26 protein-coding genes are annotated in these 21,068 nt (G+C 41.9%); 9 read left to right on the top strand and 17 right to left on the bottom strand.

What is annotated here, in order from left to right; translation table 11 throughout:
- The first annotated feature begins 89 nt into the window (after nt 1–89).
- The 4 genes from NYE63_RS05840 to NYE63_RS05825 all read left to right on the top strand — a co-directional run bounded on the left by NYE63_RS05840 (nt 90) and on the right by NYE63_RS05825 (nt 4,183).
- Nucleotides 90–2,387, top strand: coding sequence for a ribonucleoside-diphosphate reductase subunit alpha (locus NYE63_RS05840; RefSeq protein ID WP_342604444.1), 2,298 nt, complete (start codon nt 90–92; stop codon nt 2,385–2,387).
- A gap of 45 nt (nt 2,388–2,432) precedes the next feature.
- The gene (locus NYE63_RS05835; protein ID WP_323602096.1) at nt 2,433–3,485 is read left to right on the top strand and encodes a ribonucleotide-diphosphate reductase subunit beta; all 1,053 of its coding nucleotides are present in this window, start codon (nt 2,433–2,435) and stop codon (nt 3,483–3,485) included.
- Nucleotides 3,457–3,894 carry a flavodoxin domain-containing protein gene (locus NYE63_RS05830; RefSeq protein WP_307264073.1) on the top strand — a complete coding sequence of 146 codons (438 nt, stop codon included), beginning with the start codon at nt 3,457–3,459 and terminating at the stop codon, nt 3,892–3,894. The genes NYE63_RS05835 and NYE63_RS05830 overlap by 29 nt, the downstream gene beginning before the upstream one ends.
- A gap of 121 nt (nt 3,895–4,015) precedes the next feature.
- Nucleotides 4,016–4,183 (top strand): hypothetical protein, encoded by a 168-nt coding sequence (locus tag NYE63_RS05825; RefSeq protein WP_323602098.1) that lies wholly within the window; start codon nt 4,016–4,018, stop codon nt 4,181–4,183.
- 40 nt (nt 4,184–4,223) lie between these two features.
- On the opposite strand, the gene NYE63_RS05820 is transcribed toward NYE63_RS05825, so the two are convergent.
- Together NYE63_RS05820 and NYE63_RS05815 are read right to left on the bottom strand one after the other, a co-directional pair.
- A complete protein-coding gene (locus NYE63_RS05820) occupies nt 4,224–4,421 on the bottom strand; it encodes a cold-shock protein (RefSeq protein WP_028393295.1) in 198 nt (65 codons plus the stop codon).
- 198 nt (nt 4,422–4,619) lie between these two features.
- On the bottom strand, nt 4,620–5,111 hold the full coding sequence (locus tag NYE63_RS05815; RefSeq protein ID WP_342604443.1) for a hypothetical protein: 492 nt from the start codon (nt 5,109–5,111) through the stop codon (nt 4,620–4,622).
- A gap of 111 nt (nt 5,112–5,222) precedes the next feature.
- Between NYE63_RS05815 and NYE63_RS05810 the strand changes: the two genes are divergently transcribed.
- Nucleotides 5,223–5,375: a hypothetical protein gene (locus NYE63_RS05810; protein ID WP_342604442.1), complete on the top strand. Its 153-nt coding sequence runs from the start codon at nt 5,223–5,225 to the stop codon at nt 5,373–5,375.
- Between the two features lie 50 nt (nt 5,376–5,425).
- Nucleotides 5,426–5,605, top strand: a complete 180-nt coding sequence (locus NYE63_RS05805) for a GNAT family N-acetyltransferase (protein WP_342604441.1) — start codon at nt 5,426–5,428, stop codon at nt 5,603–5,605.
- Nucleotides 5,606–5,649: 44 nt separating this feature from the next.
- Here NYE63_RS05805 and modB read toward each other — a convergent pair whose 3' ends face one another.
- Nucleotides 5,650–6,303 carry a molybdate ABC transporter permease subunit gene (gene modB, locus NYE63_RS05800; protein ID WP_342604440.1) on the bottom strand — a complete coding sequence of 218 codons (654 nt, stop codon included), beginning with the start codon at nt 6,301–6,303 and terminating at the stop codon, nt 5,650–5,652.
- 247 nt (nt 6,304–6,550) lie between these two features.
- Here modB and spx point away from each other — a divergent pair, with 247 nt between their 5' ends.
- Nucleotides 6,551–6,946, top strand: coding sequence for a transcriptional regulator Spx (gene spx, locus NYE63_RS05795; protein ID WP_034314875.1), 396 nt, complete (start codon nt 6,551–6,553; stop codon nt 6,944–6,946).
- Nucleotides 6,947–7,001: 55 nt separating this feature from the next.
- Here spx and NYE63_RS05790 read toward each other — a convergent pair whose 3' ends face one another.
- The 5 genes from NYE63_RS05790 to NYE63_RS05770 all read right to left on the bottom strand — a co-directional run bounded on the left by NYE63_RS05790 (nt 7,002) and on the right by NYE63_RS05770 (nt 11,480).
- Entirely contained in the window at nt 7,002–8,432 is a 1,431-nt protein-coding gene (locus NYE63_RS05790; RefSeq protein ID WP_342605690.1) for a HAMP domain-containing sensor histidine kinase, read from the bottom strand.
- Entirely contained in the window at nt 8,422–9,111 is a 690-nt protein-coding gene (locus NYE63_RS05785; RefSeq protein WP_342604439.1) for a response regulator transcription factor, read from the bottom strand. Before NYE63_RS05785 ends, NYE63_RS05790 begins: the two co-directional genes overlap by 11 nt.
- A 271-nt stretch (nt 9,112–9,382) precedes the next feature.
- A complete protein-coding gene (locus NYE63_RS05780; RefSeq protein ID WP_342604438.1) occupies nt 9,383–10,309 on the bottom strand; it encodes a cation diffusion facilitator family transporter in 927 nt (308 codons plus the stop codon).
- A 200-nt stretch (nt 10,310–10,509) separates the two neighbouring features.
- Nucleotides 10,510–10,638 (bottom strand): hypothetical protein, encoded by a 129-nt coding sequence (locus tag NYE63_RS05775; RefSeq protein WP_257790334.1) that lies wholly within the window; start codon nt 10,636–10,638, stop codon nt 10,510–10,512.
- 98 nt (nt 10,639–10,736) lie between these two features.
- Entirely contained in the window at nt 10,737–11,480 is a 744-nt protein-coding gene (locus NYE63_RS05770) for a metallophosphoesterase family protein (RefSeq protein WP_342604437.1), read from the bottom strand.
- 216 nt (nt 11,481–11,696) lie between these two features.
- On the opposite strand from NYE63_RS05770, the gene NYE63_RS05765 reads away from it, so the two are divergent.
- Nucleotides 11,697–11,831 (top strand): YjcZ family sporulation protein, encoded by a 135-nt coding sequence (locus tag NYE63_RS05765; RefSeq protein WP_063232361.1) that lies wholly within the window; start codon nt 11,697–11,699, stop codon nt 11,829–11,831.
- A gap of 185 nt (nt 11,832–12,016) precedes the next feature.
- Here the strand turns inward: NYE63_RS05765 and NYE63_RS05760 are convergent, their stop codons facing one another.
- Nucleotides 12,017–12,982, bottom strand: coding sequence for a DUF561 domain-containing protein (locus tag NYE63_RS05760; RefSeq protein WP_342604436.1), 966 nt, complete (start codon nt 12,980–12,982; stop codon nt 12,017–12,019).
- A gap of 80 nt (nt 12,983–13,062) precedes the next feature.
- Here NYE63_RS05760 and NYE63_RS05755 point away from each other — a divergent pair, with 80 nt between their 5' ends.
- The gene (locus NYE63_RS05755) at nt 13,063–13,575 is read left to right on the top strand and encodes a gamma carbonic anhydrase family protein (RefSeq protein WP_076367452.1); all 513 of its coding nucleotides are present in this window, start codon (nt 13,063–13,065) and stop codon (nt 13,573–13,575) included.
- A gap of 76 nt (nt 13,576–13,651) precedes the next feature.
- Here NYE63_RS05755 and paaX read toward each other — a convergent pair whose 3' ends face one another.
- The 8 genes from paaX to NYE63_RS05715 all read right to left on the bottom strand — a co-directional run bounded on the left by paaX (nt 13,652) and on the right by NYE63_RS05715 (nt 21,065).
- Nucleotides 13,652–14,533, bottom strand: a complete 882-nt coding sequence (gene paaX / locus NYE63_RS05750) for a phenylacetic acid degradation operon negative regulatory protein PaaX (RefSeq protein WP_342605689.1) — start codon at nt 14,531–14,533, stop codon at nt 13,652–13,654.
- A gap of 85 nt (nt 14,534–14,618) precedes the next feature.
- Nucleotides 14,619–15,395: an enoyl-CoA hydratase-related protein gene (locus NYE63_RS05745; protein ID WP_342604435.1), complete on the bottom strand. Its 777-nt coding sequence runs from the start codon at nt 15,393–15,395 to the stop codon at nt 14,619–14,621.
- A gap of 68 nt (nt 15,396–15,463) precedes the next feature.
- Complete coding sequence (locus NYE63_RS05740) at nt 15,464–16,672, bottom strand: acetyl-CoA C-acyltransferase (RefSeq protein WP_342604434.1); 1,209 nt, start codon at nt 16,670–16,672, stop codon at nt 15,464–15,466.
- Nucleotides 16,669–17,541, bottom strand: coding sequence for a 3-hydroxyacyl-CoA dehydrogenase (locus NYE63_RS05735; protein ID WP_148357223.1), 873 nt, complete (start codon nt 17,539–17,541; stop codon nt 16,669–16,671). Before NYE63_RS05735 ends, NYE63_RS05740 begins: the two co-directional genes overlap by 4 nt.
- A 120-nt stretch (nt 17,542–17,661) precedes the next feature.
- Complete coding sequence (locus tag NYE63_RS05730; protein ID WP_342604433.1) at nt 17,662–19,179, bottom strand: aldehyde dehydrogenase family protein; 1,518 nt, start codon at nt 19,177–19,179, stop codon at nt 17,662–17,664.
- Nucleotides 19,180–19,202: 23 nt separating this feature from the next.
- Nucleotides 19,203–19,976, bottom strand: coding sequence for an enoyl-CoA hydratase-related protein (locus NYE63_RS05725; RefSeq protein WP_342604432.1), 774 nt, complete (start codon nt 19,974–19,976; stop codon nt 19,203–19,205).
- Nucleotides 19,977–19,986: 10 nt separating this feature from the next.
- Nucleotides 19,987–20,763, bottom strand: coding sequence for an enoyl-CoA hydratase-related protein (locus NYE63_RS05720; RefSeq protein ID WP_342604431.1), 777 nt, complete (start codon nt 20,761–20,763; stop codon nt 19,987–19,989).
- A complete protein-coding gene (locus NYE63_RS05715) occupies nt 20,760–21,065 on the bottom strand; it encodes an EthD family reductase (RefSeq protein WP_342604430.1) in 306 nt (101 codons plus the stop codon). The genes NYE63_RS05720 and NYE63_RS05715 overlap by 4 nt, the downstream gene beginning before the upstream one ends.
- Nucleotides 21,066–21,068 lie beyond the last annotated feature (3 nt).

The following is a 21,068-nucleotide window of genomic DNA, read 5'->3' as shown; positions in this document are numbered from 1 at the left end:
TTCATGGCTCTTTTATTCTATCGTTTGATCCGCTCAATTCATTGGGCGGTTTTTTTTATTTTAGCGGAAGTTAACAAGGAGGATTATTAATGACTCAAACATATAACTCTACCATAAGTGAAAATGACACAAAAACGAAATCCATCCAGCTTGAGATGTTATCGAAGGAATTCGAAGGCCGTCTCGATATGGAAAAGTTCAAAAAGCGTTTTACAAAATGGCTTGATCGCAAAAGTGACTCAACCGAAGAACAGGCATCAAGAAAACTGATACAACTCGCTCTTGAAGGTGTGGATATTGATGCTCCAGATTGGACGTTTGTTGCTGCAGCAGAACTATTGAATACAATGTATAGGGATGCACAAGCTAATCGAGGTTATGAAGGCATGAGTTATGGCCCATTCTATGAACTGATCACGGAACTCTCCCAGCTTTCAGAAGGTCAGCGTTATCCCATTTATAAATCAGAACTGCTATCTTCATATACAAAAGCGGAAATTGAGGAATTGGGTTCGGTGATCGACCCGGAAAAAGATAAATTATTCTCTTACATAGGCATCTACTTATTAAACGATCGCTACCTAGCCCGCCCAAAAAAGGACAAGGTCTACGAATTGCCACAAGAACGCTTCATGATCATCGCGATGGAAATCATGCGATTGGAAAAAACGGAGCACCGCCTGCAACTTATAAAAGAAGCATACTGGGCCATGTCCAATCTTTATATGACCGTTGCAACTCCTACACTCTCCAATGCAGGTAAAACACATGGACAGTTAAGCTCTTGCTTTATCGACGCAATTGAAGATTCCATTGACGGTATCTACCTATCTAACTACGATGCAGCAAAAGTATCTAAATTCGGTGGCGGTGTCGGTCTTTACGTTGGTAAGATTCGCTCTCTTGGTTCTGATATCCGAGGTTTCTCTGGAAACAGTTCCGGCACGACTCCCTGGATTCGACTATTCAACCAGACAGCTGTAAGTGTCGATCAATTGGGTCAACGTAAAGGTGCCATCGCGATTTACTTGGATGCTTGGCATAAAGATATCATGAGCTTCCTCGATTTGAAGACACAAAACGGGGATGACAGATTAAAAGCCCATGATATTTTTACAGGTGTATGCATTCCTGATTTATTCATGGAGGCTGTACGCGACAGAAAAGAGTGGTATCTTTTCGATCCGCATACCATTAAGCAAACCCTTGGATTTTCACTTGAAGATCTTTATGACGAGAAGAAAGGTGAAGGAAGCTTCAGAAATCATTATGCACTTGCTGTCGAGGCCGCAGAAAATGGCACGCTTCCAAACTACAGCTTTGAAAAAATCAATGCGATGGACATCATGAAAAGCATCATGATTTCTCAATTGGAAGAAGGCGTACCATATATGTTCTACCGCGATGAAGTGAATCGGAAGAATCCCAATAAACATAAAGGTATGATTTATTGTTCTAACCTTTGCACGGAGATTGCCCAAAACCTAAGCCCTTCGACGATCACGGATGAATATGAAACAGAAGATGGAGATGTTGTTGTGGTTCGTAAAAGCGGCGATTTCGTTGTCTGCAACCTTTCTTCCATTAACTTGCCCCGAGCGGTGGGCAGCGATGTTTTAGAAAGATTGATTCCCATTCAGATCCGTATGCTGGATAATGTCATTGATGTGAATAATCTTCCTGTCAAACAAGCATCCATCTCGAACAAACGTTACCGGGCAATTGGTTTAGGAACGTTTGGATGGCATCATTTACTTGCCACACAGAATATTTATTGGGAATCCGATGAGGCTGTTCACTATGCCGATGCTTTATACGAAAAGATCGCTTACTTAACAATCAAGGCATCCAACGAATTAGCCAAAGAAAAAGGATCATACCCATATTTTGAAGGATCGGATTGGCATACAGGGAGCTATTTCGAACTGCGTGACTATACAGATCAAAAATGGATGGATTTAAAAGCAGACGTGCAGGAACACGGGACCCGTAATGGATATTTAATGGCCATTGCACCCAATTCATCGACCGCTAAAATCGGTAATTCCACGGATGGAATCGATCCTTTGTATGAAATTGAATTTTACGAAGAAAAGAAAAACTTCAAATTCAAGGTGACCGCACCAGGCTTGACGCCAAATACGTATGAATATTATAAAAAGACGCGATTTAATTTGGACCAACTGGAAAGCATCAGGCAAAATGCTGCCCGCCAACGCCATATTGACCAAGCAATCAGCTTTAATCTGTATGTACACAATACAATCAAAGCGAAGGTCCTATTGGATATCCATTTAACGGCATGGGAAAGCGGGTTGAAATCAACGTATTATGTTCGTTCGACTTCTTCCGAATATGAAAATGCCTGCGAAAGCTGTTCAAGTTAACGACAATCATAACCCAGTAATCTATTCTTAAAGGAGTTTTCACGAATGACCAATCATATCAAAAAGATTCGGATGCTGGAACCAACGCATCCAACCAAGGCAACCGGTGTTTTCAAAGGAGAAGCTTCAGGCTTCCTCCTTTGGAACGATATTCAGTATGAAAAATTCTATGATACCTATACACAGCTCATCAATAACTTTTGGAAGCCTTCGAGCGTGAACATGATTCAGGATAAAAAGCAGTGGGGCGAATTGGACGAAGATATCCAGGACGCTTTTCTCGATATCCTTACGATGATTGCTGGAATGGACAGTCTTCAAACGCCCACTTTAGTAGAAATCCTTCGGTACATCAAAGATCCGGCGGCAAAAGCTATCCTGGCCAACATGGCCCAGCAGGAATCGATCCATAATGAATCTTATTCCTATATCCTTGCTTCCTTGATTCCGGTAGGCAAGCAAAAACAGCTTTTCGACCGCATTAAAGAACATCCTGAAGTGATTAAGCGTAACCAACCGATCGTTGATGCTTATCAAACGTTCGTGGATGATCCCAGCCCTCAGCATTTATTCGAGGCACTGATCCATTCAACGAACCTTGAAGGGATTTATTTCTATCTGGCTTTCGCCTTTTATTATAATTTAGGACGCCAAAATTTAATGACCGGTTCCGCTACGATGATATCCTATATTCATCGCGATGAAATGGTCCATTTCGATTTCATTGGAATGCTCGTTCAAATCTTGATGTATGAATACCCTGAGTTAAATAATGAAGAAAACACTAAGTTCATCTATACAACGATTGAAAAAGCAGTCGAACTCGAAAAGGAATGGTCTGAATATATGCTCGAAGATATCCAAACCAAAGCCGATCTCGATTTGGAAGAATTCAATGAGTACATCGAATATATCGCCAACAAACGGCTACGTATGCTAGGCCTTGATAATTTGTATAAAGAGTATGGCGAGAACCCGATGCCATGGATCAAAACGTTCGATGATGAATCCATCGGACTTACCAAAACCGATTTCTTCGAACAGAAGTCAAGGACATACAGTCAAGTAAATGCCAGCAATGGGTTCGATGAGCTGTAAAGTTGCCATAGTCTATCATTCTGCCGGCGGCAATACAAAAGCGCTTGCTGAAGCCCTTGCTTCCCTTTTACCTGAAGCTGGACTATATCGAATGAATGAATTCGATTTACGTACATTGCCGGATTACGATGCATTGATTATCGGCACCTATACATGGGGCAATGGGGAGCTTCCTGCTAAATCAGCAGCCCTTTATAAAGAACTGGAACAGTTGCCAATTGCTCATCTGAAAACGGGAGTCTTCGGCACTGGTGAAACCAACTATAATCATTTTTGTGGGGCAGTTGATCATTTTCGGGACATGTTATTTGCCAAGAGCCAGTTATTGGTGACATTGAAGATAGAACAGATGTATCAAGAGTCAGACTTGCCCAGACTTCAAAAGTTCGCCTCGCTATTCCAGAACTGACTGAAAGGGGATATGCGTTTTTGCATATCCCCTTTCAGTGTTTTTTTAAAAAAACTTGGCTCCCTCTATCATAGCAGCGGTAAGCATGAAGTATAATGGAACAAAAAGGAGATAATATCCAATGACTGAAAATATAACCCAGTTCCTGCCTATCCTTTTTATGCTAGTGCTTGTCGTATTCGTTATATTCATCGTGTTTTTCCTGTCAGGGCATTTTAATCGTTCTAAACGGATCGAAGAAAAATTGGACAAAGTATTAAAGGAAATGGCCGAAAAAAAAGAAAAATAAAAAGACTCCAAAATCGGAGTCTTTTTTTATATGCGTTCAATTATTTTTGAACGTTAGCTGCTTGTGGTCCACGAGCGCCTTGCTCGATTTCGAAAGAAACTTCTTGGCCTTCTTCAAGCGTTTTGAAGCCTTCGCCTTGGATAGCTGAGAAATGTACGAATACATCGTCTTGGCCTTCAACTTCGATGAAACCGAAACCTTTTTCTGCGTTAAACCATTTTACTTTACCTTGTACCATGATAGTTCCTCCTGTGTTTGGAAAAATCCATTTTATTACTATTTTTGGTTCTGGATAATGTTTCAAGAGGAATCCTATTACAGTAAATCCTTCTATCAAACTTATTCCGAACAAAAATAATTACTTATATTATATCATGGGAAATCCTAAAAAAACAAGATTATCGCAGTAAATCAACCGACAAATTATCCTAAAATTCTACATATTCCTCTTCTTGCTTTGTCGGAAGCCTTCGTCCAATAAGTAGCGCTCCGCCTCTACTGGACTCTCGAAACACTCCTCAAGATTCGACCCTGAATACACATTCCAAAGCAGGTCTTCCCTTTCAAGTGTAAGCTCTTGCTTTTCAGGGCCAATCCATTTCCCTTCCAACCTAGCGAACTCGTTTTCCTCTTCTTCGAATTCAACAGGAGGTTCAGATAGGTAATCCACGCTTTTTTGGATCAATTCTTTTAATTCCGCTTCATTATAGTCACGTATATTGATAAACCCTTTACGGTCAGTGTCTTTTTTTCTCATATGCCCTGCGTAAACGAATCCATTTCCATTGGGATGCAAGTGCTGAACGACGATCTTTTTCTCCTGGACACTATCTGGATAATGGAAGTTCACACGCCCCAATGAAACATCTTTTCGCTGTAATTCCGGAAAAGTTTCAATGATGCTCAATTTTTCTTCAAATGTTAACAAATTTCTTCCTCATTTCATTAGTTCATATTGTTTGTCGATTATAACACAGACTGATTAGAAACAATAATCTCCCTCTTCCATTGTAATGAAAGGAAGTGATAGGATTTGATCATGAAAATTCGGGACCTAGACTCCGATTATGGCCAGCAGCTTTTTAAACTTCAGAAAGATACCTATAAGGTGGAAGCGGAAATGATCGGTTTTACCAATATACCTCTATTGGAACAATTCATTCATTGTCATGAAACGTTTTATGCTATTTAAAGGGTGATGCCTTAGCGGGTGCAATATCTTATACAAAAGAGAATGATCAAATGCTGATTTGCCGAATGGTCGTCCGCCCTGATTATTTTCGGCAGGGTATCGCGGATGCACTGTTGCATGCTCTTCAATTACACGACGACTGGGAAAAGATATCCGTTTCGACCGGTAAAATGAACCTGCCTGCACGGAACCTTTACGAAAAAAACGGCTTCACCCATAAAAGGACGTAGAAGTCGCACCTCTCTTATTCATAAGCATATACGAGAAACAGCATTCATTTTATGTATGTCACGATAAAAAGCATAATGAATGAAATGACAATGATTACGGCAACCCATAGCCAGGCTAATGTCATATTCCCGGAGTCCATGGCGACATAAATCGCAGTCGGTATGGTTTGTGTCTGTCCTGGAATGTTTCCGGCAAACATGAGTGTGGCCCCGAATTCCCCCAACGCACGAGCAGAACTCAAGATGGCACCTGTGACGATCGATTTGACCGCCAATGGAAGGGATACAAACAGGAACAATCTCCACTCGCCGGCCCCGTCTACCCTTGCTGCATTTTCGATTTCTTCATCTATACCTTCAAAGCCCGTTTTAGCAGATTGATACATAAGCGGAAACGCTACCACGGTAGATGCAATGACCGCCGCCCACCACGTGAACATCAGGGGCTGATCAAACATCCTTTCAATGAATTGTCCCGGAATTCCACTCTTGCCAAAAATCACAATCAATAAAAAACCAACGACGGAAGGCGGCAAAACTAGCGGCAATAAAAACGCTGTTTCCAACAGGACTCTTCCTCTGAATTGCTTTTTAGCCATCATTCGCGCTAGGATAATTCCTAAAATGAAAACAAGGATACCCGATAGTCCCGCTACTTGTATCGATAGCCTGACTGGTGACCAAAAATCCCCTGTCATGATACTATCCGCACATCACTGTTAAATATCGGCCTATGCAGGTCCTTGTTCGGCATCCTTACCCAAACAGTTTCTTTTTCATTAAAGGCAGACTTCATTTCAGTTTCTCCCTTTCTTTTTAAAATAACATTTAAGTTTATTTTTCTTGACATCTTGCTGACACAAAGAAACGTTAAAGTAAGAGTATCACAAATATAAAAATAATTTCATTCCAATAAACTTGAAAACTTTGAAGGAGTCGATTTTAATGGTAACAATTTATACTACTCCAAGCAGTTTAGCCTGTCGTAAAGCAAAAGCTTGGCTTAAGAAGAACGAAATTTCCTTTAATGAACGTAACCTATATTCCCAACCTCTTTCTATAGAAGAAATAAAAGAGATTTTACGTAAAACGGAAGGCGGGACAGATGAAATCATCTCAACCCGTTCCAAAAAATTTAAAAGTCTGAATATCGATATAAATAATACACCACTTAATGATCTTTGCAAGCTTATTCAAGATAACCCGGATTTACTTCGCCGGCCAATCATTTTCGACCATAAGAACTTGCATGCAGGATATAATGAAGAAGAAATGGGACGCTTCCTTCCAAGGAAGGTCCGTCATGTACAATTATGGCGTGCAATCAGCCAATTGGCTTAATTAGTTAGCATTCTGCATAATAAGAGGGTTGTCCATTACATTGGACAACCCTTTTTTATATCTGTTCTGCTTTCTCTATGATAATCGTGAAGGTAGTTCCTTGTTCATCGCTATCCTTAAGCACAAGATCTCCCTTTTGCGCTTTAGCGAGCATTCTACTGAATGGCAGCCCCAAACCTAAACCACGTACCTTCAACTTTTTGTTTTCACCTCGATAAAATGGTTCGAACACATATTGTTGTTCATGTTCCGGGATCCCCCGGCCACTGTCCAGTACATCAATGCAGATTCGTTCTTCATCCTTTTCATAAAGGTGAATCGCTATTTTCCCTTTGCCATCAAGTGCATGTCTGGCATTATTCAAAAGGTTAATGACGATTTGCTGCATCCGTAATGAATCGATTTGACCAAACACCGGTTCATCAGGAACTTTTATCTCAAAAGCGAACGATTGATCATCATCCTGGGTCACCTGCCAGCGATGGGCGATTTCCTTGATGAATATATTGATATTCTCTTTTTGCACCCGAATTTTAAAAGCGCCTGCAGATATGGCATTATAATTGAGTAAATCCTCTATCATCCCTTGTAAACGTTGAGTTTCCTTTAAGGAAATATCGAGGAACTCCTTACTTTGCTCTCCCTTAACGACATCATCCTTAACCGCTTGTATCAGTCCGCTAATGGAAGTAACTGGCGTTTTCAAATCATGGGTTACGCCTGCAAGCAATTCCGCCCGCAACTTCTCCATGACCTTCAATCGGTTGGTCATTTCCTTAAAGGATTCTATCAGTTCATAAATTTCTTCTTCCTTGATTTCCTCTTCCTCTTTGAAATGGATATCATAGTTGCCTTCGCGAACCTGGACAGCGGCGTTAGCTACGTCTTGAATGGGCCGCGAAATCTGCCTGGAAAGAAAATAAATGACTCCCGTTCCCAGAATCAGAAGGCCTCCAATCATGATCGCCAACAAGCCATGATCTTGGTTGATTTCCTTCAATGCCCCTTCTTCCTGTGCAATGACCACCCAGCCTCTCGTCTCATCATTAAACGTAATGGGGGATTTGACGACATATACTTTGTTGTCGGAAATCTTGACCTTCTGGATTAACTCCGTATTTTTCATGATGACGTCCGGGAGTTTATTTTCATCCGGATCTATATATAATTGTGGCATCGTATAAATGATGGTGGCATCGGGATCGACGATATAGATGATTGGCTGTTGGTTCAGATGGAGGATTTTCTCCCTTTCCTCAACAATTTCAGAAAGGATCGGGCCAATGACAATCTGACCATTTTCCTTAATCGCCCGATCGGATGTTTCATCAGCTAAGTACTTAAGAAGGCTAAGCCTATATTCCAAAGCCGTTTTTTCCATCCACCATAAGGAAAAAACAGACAATAATATCAAACCGGAAATCAGGGTCAATACGTATCTCTTAGTCCAATAGCGTTGTAAAGTGGTTCTTTTTTTAGTTTTCATAGACACTCAATTGATACCCCAATCCACGCAATGTTTTTATTTCCCCCTCAGTTACAGGCCATGCATCTATCGCCTTCCTGATTCGTTTGATCGCCAGGTCCACCGCACGGTCACTACCGTCATAATCCAAGCCCCACACTTGGTCGAGCAGCTGTTCTCTCGTGAAAATTTGATTAGGGTGCTTAGCGAAAAAAACGAGCAGCGACAAATCACGCGGCGTCAAGTTTATCTCTTCTCCATTCAAATGCACCATATAAGACAGATCATCGATGGTTAAACTCCCAAACTCATGTACATGACCATCTTCCGTAACTACCGATGAGGATCTTCTTAAAACGGCATGTACCCGGGCCACGACTTCTTCGGCAACGAAGGGTTTGGAGATGTAATCATCCGCACCTGACTTAAATCCCGATAATCTGTAATCGACATCTGTCAGTGCAGTCAACATAATGACCGGACATGTATCGTCTTCCCGAATTTCCTTCAATATATCCCAGCCTTCCTTACCCGGCAGCATGACATCAAGCAGGACAAGGTCTGGCTTCGTTTCTTCAAACACAGGAATGGCCTTTAGCCCATCGTAAACTTGGACTACATCAAAACCCTCCCGCTCCAAATATGCTTTCAATACCATAGATATGGCAATTTCATCTTCTACTACTAGAATTTTCTTCATTTATGGAATCCTCCTTCCTGAATTATAGTGGAATCATGTTGTATATGCTAACTATTAAAAACACCAGGCTTTTTCCCTCAATTTTACCCTTTTTATGTGTCAGGATTATGTTCGCAGTAAAATTAAAACCGATGTTTTCACTTAGTCATTTTGTGCAAGTGATCTGGGTTCATTTTAACAGGAATGTACTATATGGTCGAAATGGATATAAAATTGCTTGAAACTCTTATTACACTCTTAAGAGGCTGGCTCTAAACTGAGCCAGCCCTTTTCAATTACATGTCTCGTGTGGATTCGGACAGCCTGCTTCCTGTCTTTCCACTTGAATCGTGCTATGTTCGATTCCAAACTGATCATGAAGTAGTTTTTGCGCTTCTGCTAAAACTGAATCGTGATTACCGCTCGCATCTATGACAACATGGCAGCTCATTGTCAAAAAACCAGAGGTGATCGTCCAGATATGGAGATCATGGACTTCGGATACACCAACCAATTCCGTCAAGGATGCTTTCACTTCATCCATATCGACTTGGTCCGGTGTACCCTCCATCAAGATATGGAAAGAATCCCTCACTACCCTAAAACCGCTTATAATAATTAAAATCGCTACTATGACGCTTGCAATCGGATCTGCTATTCCCCAATCGAAAAAATAAATAAAGAGTGCGGCCGCGATGGCACCCACAGATCCAAGCATATCACCAATAACATGTAAAAAAGCACTCCGTACATTCAGATTGTCTTCCTTATCTCCGCTCATTAAAATCCAGGCCGCAATGATATTAACAAGTAAGCCGATGATTGAAATCATTAGCATTCCAATGCTTTGCACCTCAGGAGGATCCAGGAACCTCTTAATTGCCTCTACGAAAATAAATACGGATATGACGATCAAGGTCAATCCATTCAAACAAGCAGCAATGATTTCAAAACGTTTATACCCAAACGATTTGGATGATGTCGCTTTCCTTTCCCCCAACCTTATCGCTGTATAACTAAGTCCTAAAGCTGCAGCATCGCTAAGCATGTGGCCTGCATCCGACAGTAAAGCCAGACTATTTGTCAAGAATCCACCAATTACCTCTACTATCATAAATGTGGAGATTAATAAGAAAGAAGCCAACAATGCTTTTTTATTATTAGAATGATGGTGGTGTCCGTGCCCATGATCATGGGAGTGACCATGATGATGCCCCATGCCATCCCTCCTCTCGGATTTGAAACTTATATATAGTATGGGATAAATCCAGAATGGTTTCAAATGATTCACTTCCACGATTCACTGGCTGTAAAAAGAGTGATGAAAACAGGCAGGGCGTGATTTTTTACGAAAAACCAATATTCCATTTCAAAGTAAAAATAAACGCTACAGACAATTCCTGCAGCGTTTTTCCCGTTTTATCTTTCCTCTTGCATTGTATCATCGACAATGGCGTGCAGATCCTTATTAAACAATTCATCATTGCAGACAAGACTGTGCCGTTCCATCTCTTCCTGCTCTTGACTTACCTGTTCCTTTTCCTTCATAACCTACCTCCAGCATCATGATGTTTGCCTATTATCGTATCCACAGGCATGTACCTTTATGCTCAACATTTCCCCATACTTCATCAATTATAAACGTATTAGGCCCGCTGCCCACCATGGAAGGCACGTATAATGAATTCATGCTCAGGAACTTGTAAGCTTTTATACGATAACAGGAACGATGTATTATCATAGGCTACTTTTTCAAGATTTACCTGAATACCGGTATTTCTAATCGTAACAATGGCATAAGGAGCAACTGGTTCACCATTACATCCAAGAGAACCAGGGTTCAGGAATATCGTTCGGTCATTTTTAAAAAGATGGATAGGGTGATGATGACCAAACCCTATTAAATCGTGATGCTGATTTCTGAATAGCATTTCTAAGTTATTTAAATTCGGTTCAACGATTTTACTAAATGGATTTTGACTTATGTGCTCATCCAATTTCTTCGATTCCATGTGATAATGGGTGAAGTAAACAGAGTGATCATTAATGATATGATGTATGGTACGAGGTAATTTCCCCAATTTTGTTATGAATTTCCGATGCATCCTATCTGCTATCCATTCATGATGCTCCTTTACATGAATATGACCGGCCGGATGCGGCTCCCCGTTAATGATGGCCAGGACAGCTTCATCATGATTTCCAGTTATCATCGATAAATCATTTCTTGAAAATAAAAGTTCAAGGACTTCATTTGTATCCGGGCCAATCCCAACCATATCTCCCAAACAATAGAGACGATCTATATCTTCCCTTTGATCAATATCCCTAAGAACGGCTTTTAACGCTGATGCATTACCATGCACATCCGTTATAATGGCAACTTTCATGACTTAATTCAGCTCCCTTCCCCCACAATCCACATGGTATATTATAACATTTAAAACGAAATCAAAAAAATATTCGGGCTTATTCCCCCTGATCTACCCATGCCCATTTTTTAAGAATAAGCAAACACTTCGGCCTAGAATACATAGTATGAAGTATTCCCGGTAAAGATGTTTTGCTAGGTATGTTATTCATAATATGTATGAGGAGGAAATCAAATGGGTGGAAATGGTAACGATTGTTGTGGCGGCGGTTTCGATAACGGATTTGCATTGCTGATCGTATTATTCATCTTGTTGATCATCATTGGATGCAGTTGGGGATTCGGCGGCGGCTTCGGTGGATGCTGCTAATAATGACATAAATCAAAAAGGCGCCTGATCAAGGCGCCTTCTTTGTTATGAATCGACTATTAGTGTTCGTCTTTGTTTTTCCATAGAATTTTCCCTTTTCAAGGTTATTACATATGATTCATTAATTTTAGCTGTTAACCAAGGGAATAACCTCTGGCAGACAAGACTCTCGGTAGTCTTCGTTCTCAAATCATAAAAGGGGCAGAGAGCCTGCTCAATCCATCCTCCATTTGTTTTTTCGCATCTTTCATCATGCCATCAAGTAATTCCTTTACTGTGGGTATATCGTCAATCAATCCGGCAATCTGGCCGCTGTTCATAAAACCATTGTTAACATCCCCGTTCATTGCCCCATTAATATGATGGACTTCAGAGGTCATTTCACGATAATTGATAGGAGACAGTCCCTGCTTTTCCAAATCCAGTACTTTCTCGGTATATGGGTCCTTCAATACCCTTCTGACCTGGCCAAATGATCTGCCCAAAATTACGGTATCATTGCCCATCGCTTCGATGAGTTTCTGTTTATATGACGGATGGAACGGTGCTTCTTGTGTAGCGATCAGCCTGGTTCCTAATTGGACTCCTGAAGCCCCCAGCATCAATGCAGCTGCCAAACCCTGTCCATTGCCTATTCCGCCAGCGGCCAAAACTGGAAGCGTCACATGCTTGCTGATTTGCGGAATGAGTGTAAAGGTCGTCATTTCCAGGTTCGAATTGATGCCGGCAGCTTCAAACCCTTCTGCGACCAACACATCAGCCCCTGCAGCTTGCGCTTTTTGCGCGTGCTTGACCGACGCAACGATGGCGATCACTTTTACATTCTTTTTTTGTAATAGTGGAATGAAAGGGGCAGGATTTCCTGCTGATAAGGAAACTACAGGTATATCATGCTTCAGGACAAGATTCACTAACTCATCAGTATATGGACTAACGTTTATTGGAATGTTCAACGCAAAATTGTTATTGGTTTTATCTTTGGTTTCGAGAATGATCGCTTCTACCTGTTCAGGATTCATGGTACCGCACCCTATTGTCCCTAGTCCCCCTGCATTGGATACTGCAGCCGCAAGACTTGCATTGCTTATATTCCCCATGCCGCCTTGTATAATAGGATATTTTATCGCAAAAAGCTCACAAATATATTTCACTTTCATCCCTCCATGTCAATTTAATGTTATACTATATTCATTAGAAAAACAATTCTGACTTTTTCAAAAGGAGCGAGACTATGATTATTCCGTATAATAATAAAAAACCATCCATTGATGATACTGTTTTCGTGGCACCTGGCGCTCATTTAATCGGTGATATTTCGATTGGGAAAGACTCTACCATTTGGTTTAATGCCGTACTGCGCGGTGATGAAGATTCAATTACAATAGGAGAAAAATGCAGTATACAAGATAACTCCACCATTCATTTATTTGAAGGATGCCCAGTTGTCATTGAAGACGAAGTGACGGTTGGTCACAATGTTATCCTGCATGGTTGTAAAATAGGCAAACGCTCCATTATTGGAATGGGTTCAACGATATTGGATAATGTAGAGATCGGCGAAGAATGCATCATCGGAGCGAACACATTGATTTCCTCTGGAAAAATCATACCTCCACGTTCACTGGTTATCGGTTCCCCGGGGAAAGTGGTTCGCAGATTGAATAATAAAGATCTTGAATTGATCCAACTTTCGATCGATACATATGTTCAAAAAGGTAAAGACTTCAAAGGGATACTTGATTAATTATTGCAGAAGTCGAAAATGATAATGTGAAAAGAGCTTCTGCAAGTCGTCATTAGCGACTGGCTGAAGCTCTTTTTCACTTAATGATAAGTGGATGATCCTTGGCATCATAGGTTTCGTCTTTCCGGCATAAATCATTGTTTTCCTGAAATACGCTTTCAAAGAAACGGCTTGCTGGTTCAGCCAAGACTTGATAATACTGGCTAAATAAAAGAGCAGCATGATTCCCATTCCACTTTGAAGGCAGAAGTTCCTTTGGCAGGCCCGGATCGATAAATAAAAATTTACGGTATTCATGCACCAAGTTCGTTCGTTCCACAAAACAATCGGCATCGGACATTTCGCCCCTGTTAATGATGCTTTGATGAACGATGAATTGTTTGCTGTATTTCTCGATGAATTCTTCATATTTATTTTCAATCTCTTCCAAAGGCCAGCTTTTCTCTACAAGCGATTGGTTTTCTTTTGGACCTTTGTACTCCGAAATGAAAAAATCAACATATTCTTTAATGTCATATTTCTCGATCAAGCGATTGATTTGTTTCTCCAAATCATTAGGGGAAATCCAGCAACCACTTGAAAAACTGCCAAACCCGCTCCATAATAATTCTTTACGGAGATCATCCCGTAATTGCCGCTTATCTTCAGGGATCGTGTACATTAAGATACGCCACTTACCGTCCCATTCATTCGGTTTCATCTTATATATGCGATTTGCCGCTTCATCCATTCTCTGCACACCGCGATCAGTCAAAAAGTAATAGCTCTTATTTCCCTGCTTTTCTGACTGAATCCATCCTTGCTTGACCATTCGTGAAACGGCAACACGTACGCCCTGCTCATTATGGCCGAATTCCTTCAATAAACGAATTAAACTGCCTATCCAGATTTTACTTCCATAGTTACGGATATAATCGCCGTATATCGTAAAAATCATGGATTGAGTGTTAGTTCCTATCTTTCTCACCTCGCCCTTACATTGTTACTATTTTCACACGGAAGACATAATAATTATTATATCTTTTTAATAAGAAAGCGCAATATCATTCACCAGTAAATCGTGCTTTTCTCCGTTCACTAAATGCTAGGAGTGCTTCCAATCTGTCTTGAGTCGGGATGGTCAATTCATAGGCTTTTCCTTCTATGGCCATTCCGGTTTGCAAGTCCGTATTCATTCCTTGGTCAATCGCATATTTGGCTTGTTTGACTGCAATCGGCCCATTTTTCATGATATTGGCTGCCAATTCTTCACAAGCTGACATAAGTTGATCCCTTGATACGACCTTTAAAAGGATCCCTAATTGACATGCCTCTTCTGCAGTCAATTTTTTAGCGGTGAAGATTAATTCCTTCGCTTTCATTTCCCCAATCAATCTCGGCAGCCGCTGTGTACCGCCTGCCCCAGGAATAATGGCCCAGCTAGTTTCAGTGAGCCCCAAAGAAACACCTTCCGCAGCAATTGCAAAGTCACATGAAAGCAGCCATTCAAATCCTCCGCCCAATGCATATCCATTGACGGCAGCTATGGTTGGCTGCGGAAGCCCTGCGATACTATTAAAAACATCGCGAATCGCTTTAACGTTCCTTCTTACTTCCGCTTCATTCAAAGACTTCCTTTCTTTCAAATCCGCGCCCGCGCTGAATGCTTTTTCCCCTGCACCGGTGAAAATGACGACACGGATATCGCCGTCATAATAAACTGCATCGATGACTTCCTGCAGTTCACAAAGTGTCTCAAAGTCGAAGCAATTCAATACGTCGGGCCGATTCACTGTTACATAGCCGATTTGATTTATCACTTTATAAATAACCTTGGACATGAGTCTCCTCCCCTTTTAAAAAAAATGACCCTTTTTGCAGATAAAACTAATAAGGGTCGGCCACATCATCAATCTTTTTCAATATTTTCTATAATGGCGGATATGCCTTGGCCAACGCCTACACACATCGTCGCAAGACCATAGCGTACTTTCCGCTTTTTCATTTCGTGGACAAGTGTTGTTAAAATACGCGCCCCACTTGCACCAAGCGGATGGCCAAACGCTATTGCCCCGCCGTTGACATTCACTTTCTCCTGATCCAATTTCAATTGGCGGATGCACTCCAAGGATTGGGAGGCGAATGCTTCATTCAATTCCACTAGCCCGATGTCTTCAATCGTCAAACTAGCCCTCTCCAATGCCTTTTTAGTGGCATGAACCGGACCAAGGCCCATAATGGATGGTTCTAAACCCGCTACCGCCCCTACAACATATTTGGCAAGAGGTTTCAATCCAAGCTCCCGTGCTTTTTCTGCACTCATCAAAAGTAATGCCGAGGCTCCATCATTTACACCTGAAGCATTACCGGCCGTTACTGTGCCGCCTTTAAAGATCGGTTTGAGTTTTTCCAACTTTTCGATGGTCGTGTCAGGACGAGGGTGTTCATCTTTATCGAAAATGACCTCATTCCCTTTACGATCCGTAAATCGAACAGGTACGATTTCATTAATGAAACGCTCATTTTCCACTGCGTTTTTCGCTCTTTGCTGGCTTTGATACGCGAATTGATCTTGGTCCTCCCTTGAAACGGAAAACCGCAGTGCGACGTTTTCAGCCGTTTGAGGCATGGAATCCGTGCCATACATTTCTTTAAGTTTCTCATTCGTGAAACGCCATCCGATCGTTGTATCCTGAAGCTCCATTGAACCCCGCGGAAAATCACTCTCAGGTTTGGCCATGACGTACGGCGCCCTTGTCATGCTTTCAGTACCGCCTGCGATATAAATATCGCCTTCACCTACAGCAATGGAGCGTGCAGCATACATGACGGCATCCAGTCCGGATCCACACAAACGATTTATTGTCGTTCCAGCTACGTTTACCGGAAGACCAGCTAAAAGGGCGGACATCCGGGCCACATCGCGATTATCCTCCCCTGCTTGATTTGCATTCCCGAATATAACATCTTCAATTTGATCTGGCGGCAGCTCTGGATTGCGATCGGTCAGCGCCTTGATTACAATTGCACCGAGGTCATCCGGGCGAACGCTTTTCAAAGCGCCTTTATATCTTCCGATTGGTGTTCTCACAGCATCGATAATCACAACATCCTTCATTTCCTCACCAGCTCGCCATCTTTTGTATAATCGTACACACCTTTACCTGACTTTCTGCCGAGCCTGCCAGCTTTAACATACTGTTCAAGGAGCGGGGCCGGGCGGTATTTCTCACCAAGTTTACTATGTAAATATTTTAAATTATTCAAGCGGGCATCCAATCCCACCAAATCACCTAGCTCAAATGGTCCCATTGGGTAATTCAGCCCTAACTTTATTGCCTTATCGATTTCTTCTGGTGTTCCTAAACCTTCTTGAAGCATATAGAACGCTTCATTACCTACCAAACAGCTGATCCTGCTGGTAACAAACCCAGGGAATTCATTTATGACCACGGTTTCTTTTCCCATTTTTCCGGCTACCTCTTTTATTATGGCTGCCGTTTCATCGCTGGTTTCTAGACCACGTACAATTTCAACGAGTGGCATCTTTTGTACAGGATTGAAAAAATGCATGGCAATCGTTCTTTCGGGACGCTTTCCATAAGAACCAATTTCCGTAGGGCTCATCGTGGAAGTATTGGTTGCAAAGTAACAGTCTTCTTTTGCATGGACTTCAATCGTTTCGAAGACTGCCCTCTTAATTTCCGCCTTTTCCGGAACTGCCTCTATGATCAAGTCGGCATATGCTGCTGATTCTTTCAAATTGGAAGAATAGGAAAATCTGCTTTTTGCGGCTGCCGCTTCTTCCTGGGTGATTTTTTGGTAACGCACACCCTTCTCAAAAATGGCATCGATCTCTTTTCTTGCACTTTCCAAAGCATCCTGATTCACATCCACCAGTACTACATTAAAGCCGCCTGTGGCTCCTACATAAGCTATCCCCCTGCCCATGACACCAGATCCGACAATCACTAAATTTCTAATCATTCTTTCATTCCTCCTTCAAAAATAAATAGGGGCTGGCTACGATGAACCAGATCAGCATTCATCCATACCTGAATTACTTTTCCGACATACCGTTCAGCCAGCCGCCTATTTTATGTTTTATTAAATTCCAAAGGGATTTAAGGGACGGCTTCCATGATAGGAAATGATGCTTTTCGTTTCTGTATAAAGATCAAGTGTCTCAATACAAAGTTCCCGGCCGAACCCTGACTGTTTATACCCTCCGAAAGGTGTTCCAGGAAATGCGGAGAATGGGCAATTCACCATGACGATTCCCGCTTCTATTTGATTGGCCACTCTAGTCGCACGCCCGCCATCTTTTGTCCATAGAGCTGAACCTAAACCGAATTCCGTATCATTTGCGAGTCTCACAGCTTCTTTTTCATCTTTGAATTTCATTATGACAACAACCGGTCCGAATATTTCCTCTTTCACTACATCCATTTCATGATTGACATTCGCTATCACCGTCGGCTCATACCAATAACCGTTTTCGAAACCTTCAATTACCGCTGGCTTTCCTCCTGTCAGGATTTTCGCTCCGTCAGTAATGGCAGATTGTACATAATTGTCGATTACATCCAATTGCCCTTGATCTATGACTGCACCGACGTGTGTTTCTTTGTCGAGAGGATTGCCCAATTTCAATTTTTTCGTTTTTTCTACGAATCTGGCAACGAACTCATCATATATGTCTTCGTGAACGTATAAACGGGATCTAGCTTCGCAAGACTGTCCAGTATTGTAGAAAATGCCATATAATGATCCATCGATAGCTGCTTCAAGATCCGCATCCTCGAAGACAATATTAGGTGACTTACCGCCAAGCTCCAATGTCACCCTTTTTAATGTCTGTGATGCTTTGCCCATGAGATCCCTGCCAATTGGCGTAGAGCCCGTGAAGGCCACCTTATTCACTTTCGGATGCTCGACAAGATAATTCCCTACGTCCGATCCAGGACCTGGAATGATATTGACCACGCCTGAAGGAACACCGGCTTCTAAACAGATTTCCCCTAATACAATGGCAGTCAGCGGCGTTAACGAAGCTGGCTTGACAATGACTGAACAGCCAACTGCGATTGCAGGTGCAATTTTCCACGCTGCCATCATCATAGGGTAATTCCAAGGGATGATTTGAGCACAAACACCTACTGGCTCTTTTTCCGTATAGTTATGGAATTGACCAGGAACATTATTGACAGATCCGCGGTGTGCAACTAAAGCGCCTGCATAAAACTCGAAATCTTCAATTGCCTGCATGACTTGACCTTGCGCTGCAGAAATGGATTTGCCGCTGTTCAGGACTTCCAATTCAACCAATTCATTGAAGCGTGAACGCATGATTGCAGCAATCTTGTTCAATACACGAGACCGTTTATTGATCGGAGTTTTCTTCCATTTACCATTATCAAATGCTTCACGAGCAGCTTGAACAGCTCTTTCTGCATCTTCCTTAGTGGCTTTTGCAACCTTGGCAATGATTTCACCAGTCGCAGGATTGTACGCATCAATAGTGGATCCATTAGAGCTTTCCACTCTTTCTCCATTAATGATCAGGTGGTAATAATCACGTTTCGTTTCCGCTTTTTCAAATGCTGACTCTTGAACTTTAACCATGTAATCCCACTCCCTTTTTTATATTACTTGCCTATGAATTGAGCTTTCCTTTTTTCCGTGAATGCTGCCACACCTTCTGCATAATCCTTCGTTAAGCCAGCAATTCGCTGACCCTCAGCTTCTTCTTTTAAGTATTCTTCCAATGAAAGGTGATAGGACGCTTCTAAGTATCTTTTGATTAAACCGATTGCTTTCGTTGGTTTGTTTGCGATATTCTCTGCAAAGGCTTTCAATTGCTCGTTCCATTCCTCCACTTCGATCACTTTTGTAGCGAGCCCGATATTTTTCGCCTCGGCTGCAGGAACCTTTTCCCCCAATAATGATAATTCCAAGGCCTTCGCATGACCAACGATCCGCGAAAGGTAATACAAATTTCCCGAATCAGGTATCAACCCGATATTGACAAAAGCATTTAAAAAACTTGCTTTTTCAGAAACAAGCCGGAAATCGCATGCCAGCGCTAGGCTGAAACCAGCCCCTGCAGCCACTCCATTGACTGCTGCAATGATCGGTTTTTCACAGTTTGCTATTTGCTGCATCATGGGACCGTAATTTTCACGCAGCAATTGACCTAAATTCATGCTATCATCCAAATCCGATAAATCTTGTCCCGAACAAAAGGCCCTGCCTTCCCCTGTGATGATAATGGCCCGCACTTCATCGGACCCCGCAGATGTTTTGATCGCCTTTTGTATTTCTTTATTCATTTGGGACGTAAAGGCATTAAGTTTATCAGGACGGTTCAAAGTAAGCCAAGCCACTCCGTTTTCAACCCTATAAGTGATCGTTTCGTACATAGAGCACTCCTTATCCGCCTGTGAATTTAGGCTTTCTTTTTTCAACAAATGCTTTCATTCCTTCTTTTTGGTCCTCTGATGCAAAAAGAATATAGAAGTTCTTCCGTTCAAATTGCATGCCCTCATATAAGGAAAGATCAACGGCTTTATTGACGGATTCTTTAATCAACCTTACAGCCAACGGAGGTTGCTTTGCTATCTTTCTAGCAAAATCAACCGATTCTTCCATTAGCAATTCAGGAGCAACGATTTTATTGATGAAACCATATTGCAGAGCTGTCTTAGCATTGATCCTTTCAGCCGTCAATATCCATTCGAGTGCCTTCATTTTGCCTACCAATTTCGTCAGCCTCTGCGTTCCGCCTGCACCAGGCATGACTCCTAGAGTCACTTCCGGAAAGGAAAACTGGGTGTCGCTGGCGGCAATCAAAAAATCGCAGGATAAAGCAAGTTCAAAACCACCACCGAATACAAAACTTTTCACCGCACCAATCACAGGCTTCTTAACTAAGCTTATTCGATCCCAATCGGCAAATTGGTTCGTTAACTCCAGATTGATTGGATTGTCGTTAACCATTTCGTCAATATCAGCTCCAGCAGAAAATGCTTTACCATTGCCCGATAGCAAGATCACCTTCACTTGTGGGTCCCGGTCGAATTCTTCCATGGTTGAAACTATTTCCCTAACCATTTTCCTGTTAAGGGCATTCAGTTGCTTCGGCCTATTTAAAGAGATATAACCAACGCCGGCCTCGATTGACGTTTCAATGAATTGAAGCGCATTCATTTTATTTCTTCGCCGATCATCATCGTTACAAGTTTCCCCGCAAAGCCCATTAGGTCTTTCCCTGATGCTTTTCCTTCCGGGGAACGCATTCCTTGTTGCAGTGCATCATGGTCTGCATAATACATTTCACATAGAATGTAATACTCAGAGTCTTTGCCCATCGGTGTCCCGACTATTTTAGTGACCTCCATTTTTTGAAGACCAGGAATTTTTTCCGTTATCGGACCATGTACATTGAAGTAGTGCTCATCGAATTCTTCCTTATTTTCAGGTTGTTTATATAGGGCGATTAGTTTTACCATTTT

Source organism: Peribacillus sp. FSL E2-0159 (genome assembly GCF_038643155.1).
In the GTDB taxonomy this organism is placed as follows: Bacteria; Bacillota; Bacilli; order Bacillales; family DSM-1321; genus Peribacillus; species Peribacillus simplex.
This window is presented reverse-complemented; position numbering and strand designations above follow the sequence as displayed.

Bases quoted from the DNA above. Each gene is read 5' to 3' on its own strand.
- NYE63_RS05840 (WP_342604444.1), top strand. From the start codon at position 90: ATGACTCAAACATATAACTCTACCATAAGTGAAAATGACACAAAAACG.
- NYE63_RS05835 (WP_323602096.1), top strand. From the start codon at position 2,433: ATGACCAATCATATCAAAAAGATTCGGATGCTGGAACCAACGCATCCA.
- NYE63_RS05830 (WP_307264073.1), top strand. From the start codon at position 3,457: ATGCCAGCAATGGGTTCGATGAGCTGTAAAGTTGCCATAGTCTATCAT.
- NYE63_RS05825 (WP_323602098.1), top strand. From the start codon at position 4,016: ATGACTGAAAATATAACCCAGTTCCTGCCTATCCTTTTTATGCTAGTG.
- NYE63_RS05820 (WP_028393295.1), bottom strand. From the start codon at position 4,421: ATGGTACAAGGTAAAGTAAAATGGTTTAACGCAGAAAAAGGTTTCGGT.
- NYE63_RS05810 (WP_342604442.1), top strand. From the start codon at position 5,223: ATGAAAATTCGGGACCTAGACTCCGATTATGGCCAGCAGCTTTTTAAA.
- NYE63_RS05805 (WP_342604441.1), top strand. From the start codon at position 5,426: ATGCTGATTTGCCGAATGGTCGTCCGCCCTGATTATTTTCGGCAGGGT.
- modB (WP_342604440.1), bottom strand. From the start codon at position 6,303: ATGACAGGGGATTTTTGGTCACCAGTCAGGCTATCGATACAAGTAGCG.
- spx (WP_034314875.1), top strand. From the start codon at position 6,551: ATGGTAACAATTTATACTACTCCAAGCAGTTTAGCCTGTCGTAAAGCA.
- NYE63_RS05790 (WP_342605690.1), bottom strand. From the start codon at position 8,432: ATGAAAACTAAAAAAAGAACCACTTTACAACGCTATTGGACTAAGAGA.
- NYE63_RS05785 (WP_342604439.1), bottom strand. From the start codon at position 9,111: ATGAAGAAAATTCTAGTAGTAGAAGATGAAATTGCCATATCTATGGTA.
- NYE63_RS05780 (WP_342604438.1), bottom strand. From the start codon at position 10,309: ATGGGGCATCATCATGGTCACTCCCATGATCATGGGCACGGACACCAC.
- NYE63_RS05775 (WP_257790334.1), bottom strand. From the start codon at position 10,638: ATGAAGGAAAAGGAACAGGTAAGTCAAGAGCAGGAAGAGATGGAACGG.
- NYE63_RS05770 (WP_342604437.1), bottom strand. From the start codon at position 11,480: ATGAAAGTTGCCATTATAACGGATGTGCATGGTAATGCATCAGCGTTA.
- NYE63_RS05765 (WP_063232361.1), top strand. From the start codon at position 11,697: ATGGGTGGAAATGGTAACGATTGTTGTGGCGGCGGTTTCGATAACGGA.
- NYE63_RS05755 (WP_076367452.1), top strand. From the start codon at position 13,063: ATGATTATTCCGTATAATAATAAAAAACCATCCATTGATGATACTGTT.
- NYE63_RS05745 (WP_342604435.1), bottom strand. From the start codon at position 15,395: ATGTCCAAGGTTATTTATAAAGTGATAAATCAAATCGGCTATGTAACA.
- NYE63_RS05740 (WP_342604434.1), bottom strand. From the start codon at position 16,672: ATGAAGGATGTTGTGATTATCGATGCTGTGAGAACACCAATCGGAAGA.
- NYE63_RS05735 (WP_148357223.1), bottom strand. From the start codon at position 17,541: ATGATTAGAAATTTAGTGATTGTCGGATCTGGTGTCATGGGCAGGGGG.
- NYE63_RS05730 (WP_342604433.1), bottom strand. From the start codon at position 19,179: ATGGTTAAAGTTCAAGAGTCAGCATTTGAAAAAGCGGAAACGAAACGT.
- NYE63_RS05725 (WP_342604432.1), bottom strand. From the start codon at position 19,976: ATGTACGAAACGATCACTTATAGGGTTGAAAACGGAGTGGCTTGGCTT.
- NYE63_RS05720 (WP_342604431.1), bottom strand. From the start codon at position 20,763: ATGAATGCGCTTCAATTCATTGAAACGTCAATCGAGGCCGGCGTTGGT.
- NYE63_RS05715 (WP_342604430.1), bottom strand. From the start codon at position 21,065: ATGGTAAAACTAATCGCCCTATATAAACAACCTGAAAATAAGGAAGAA.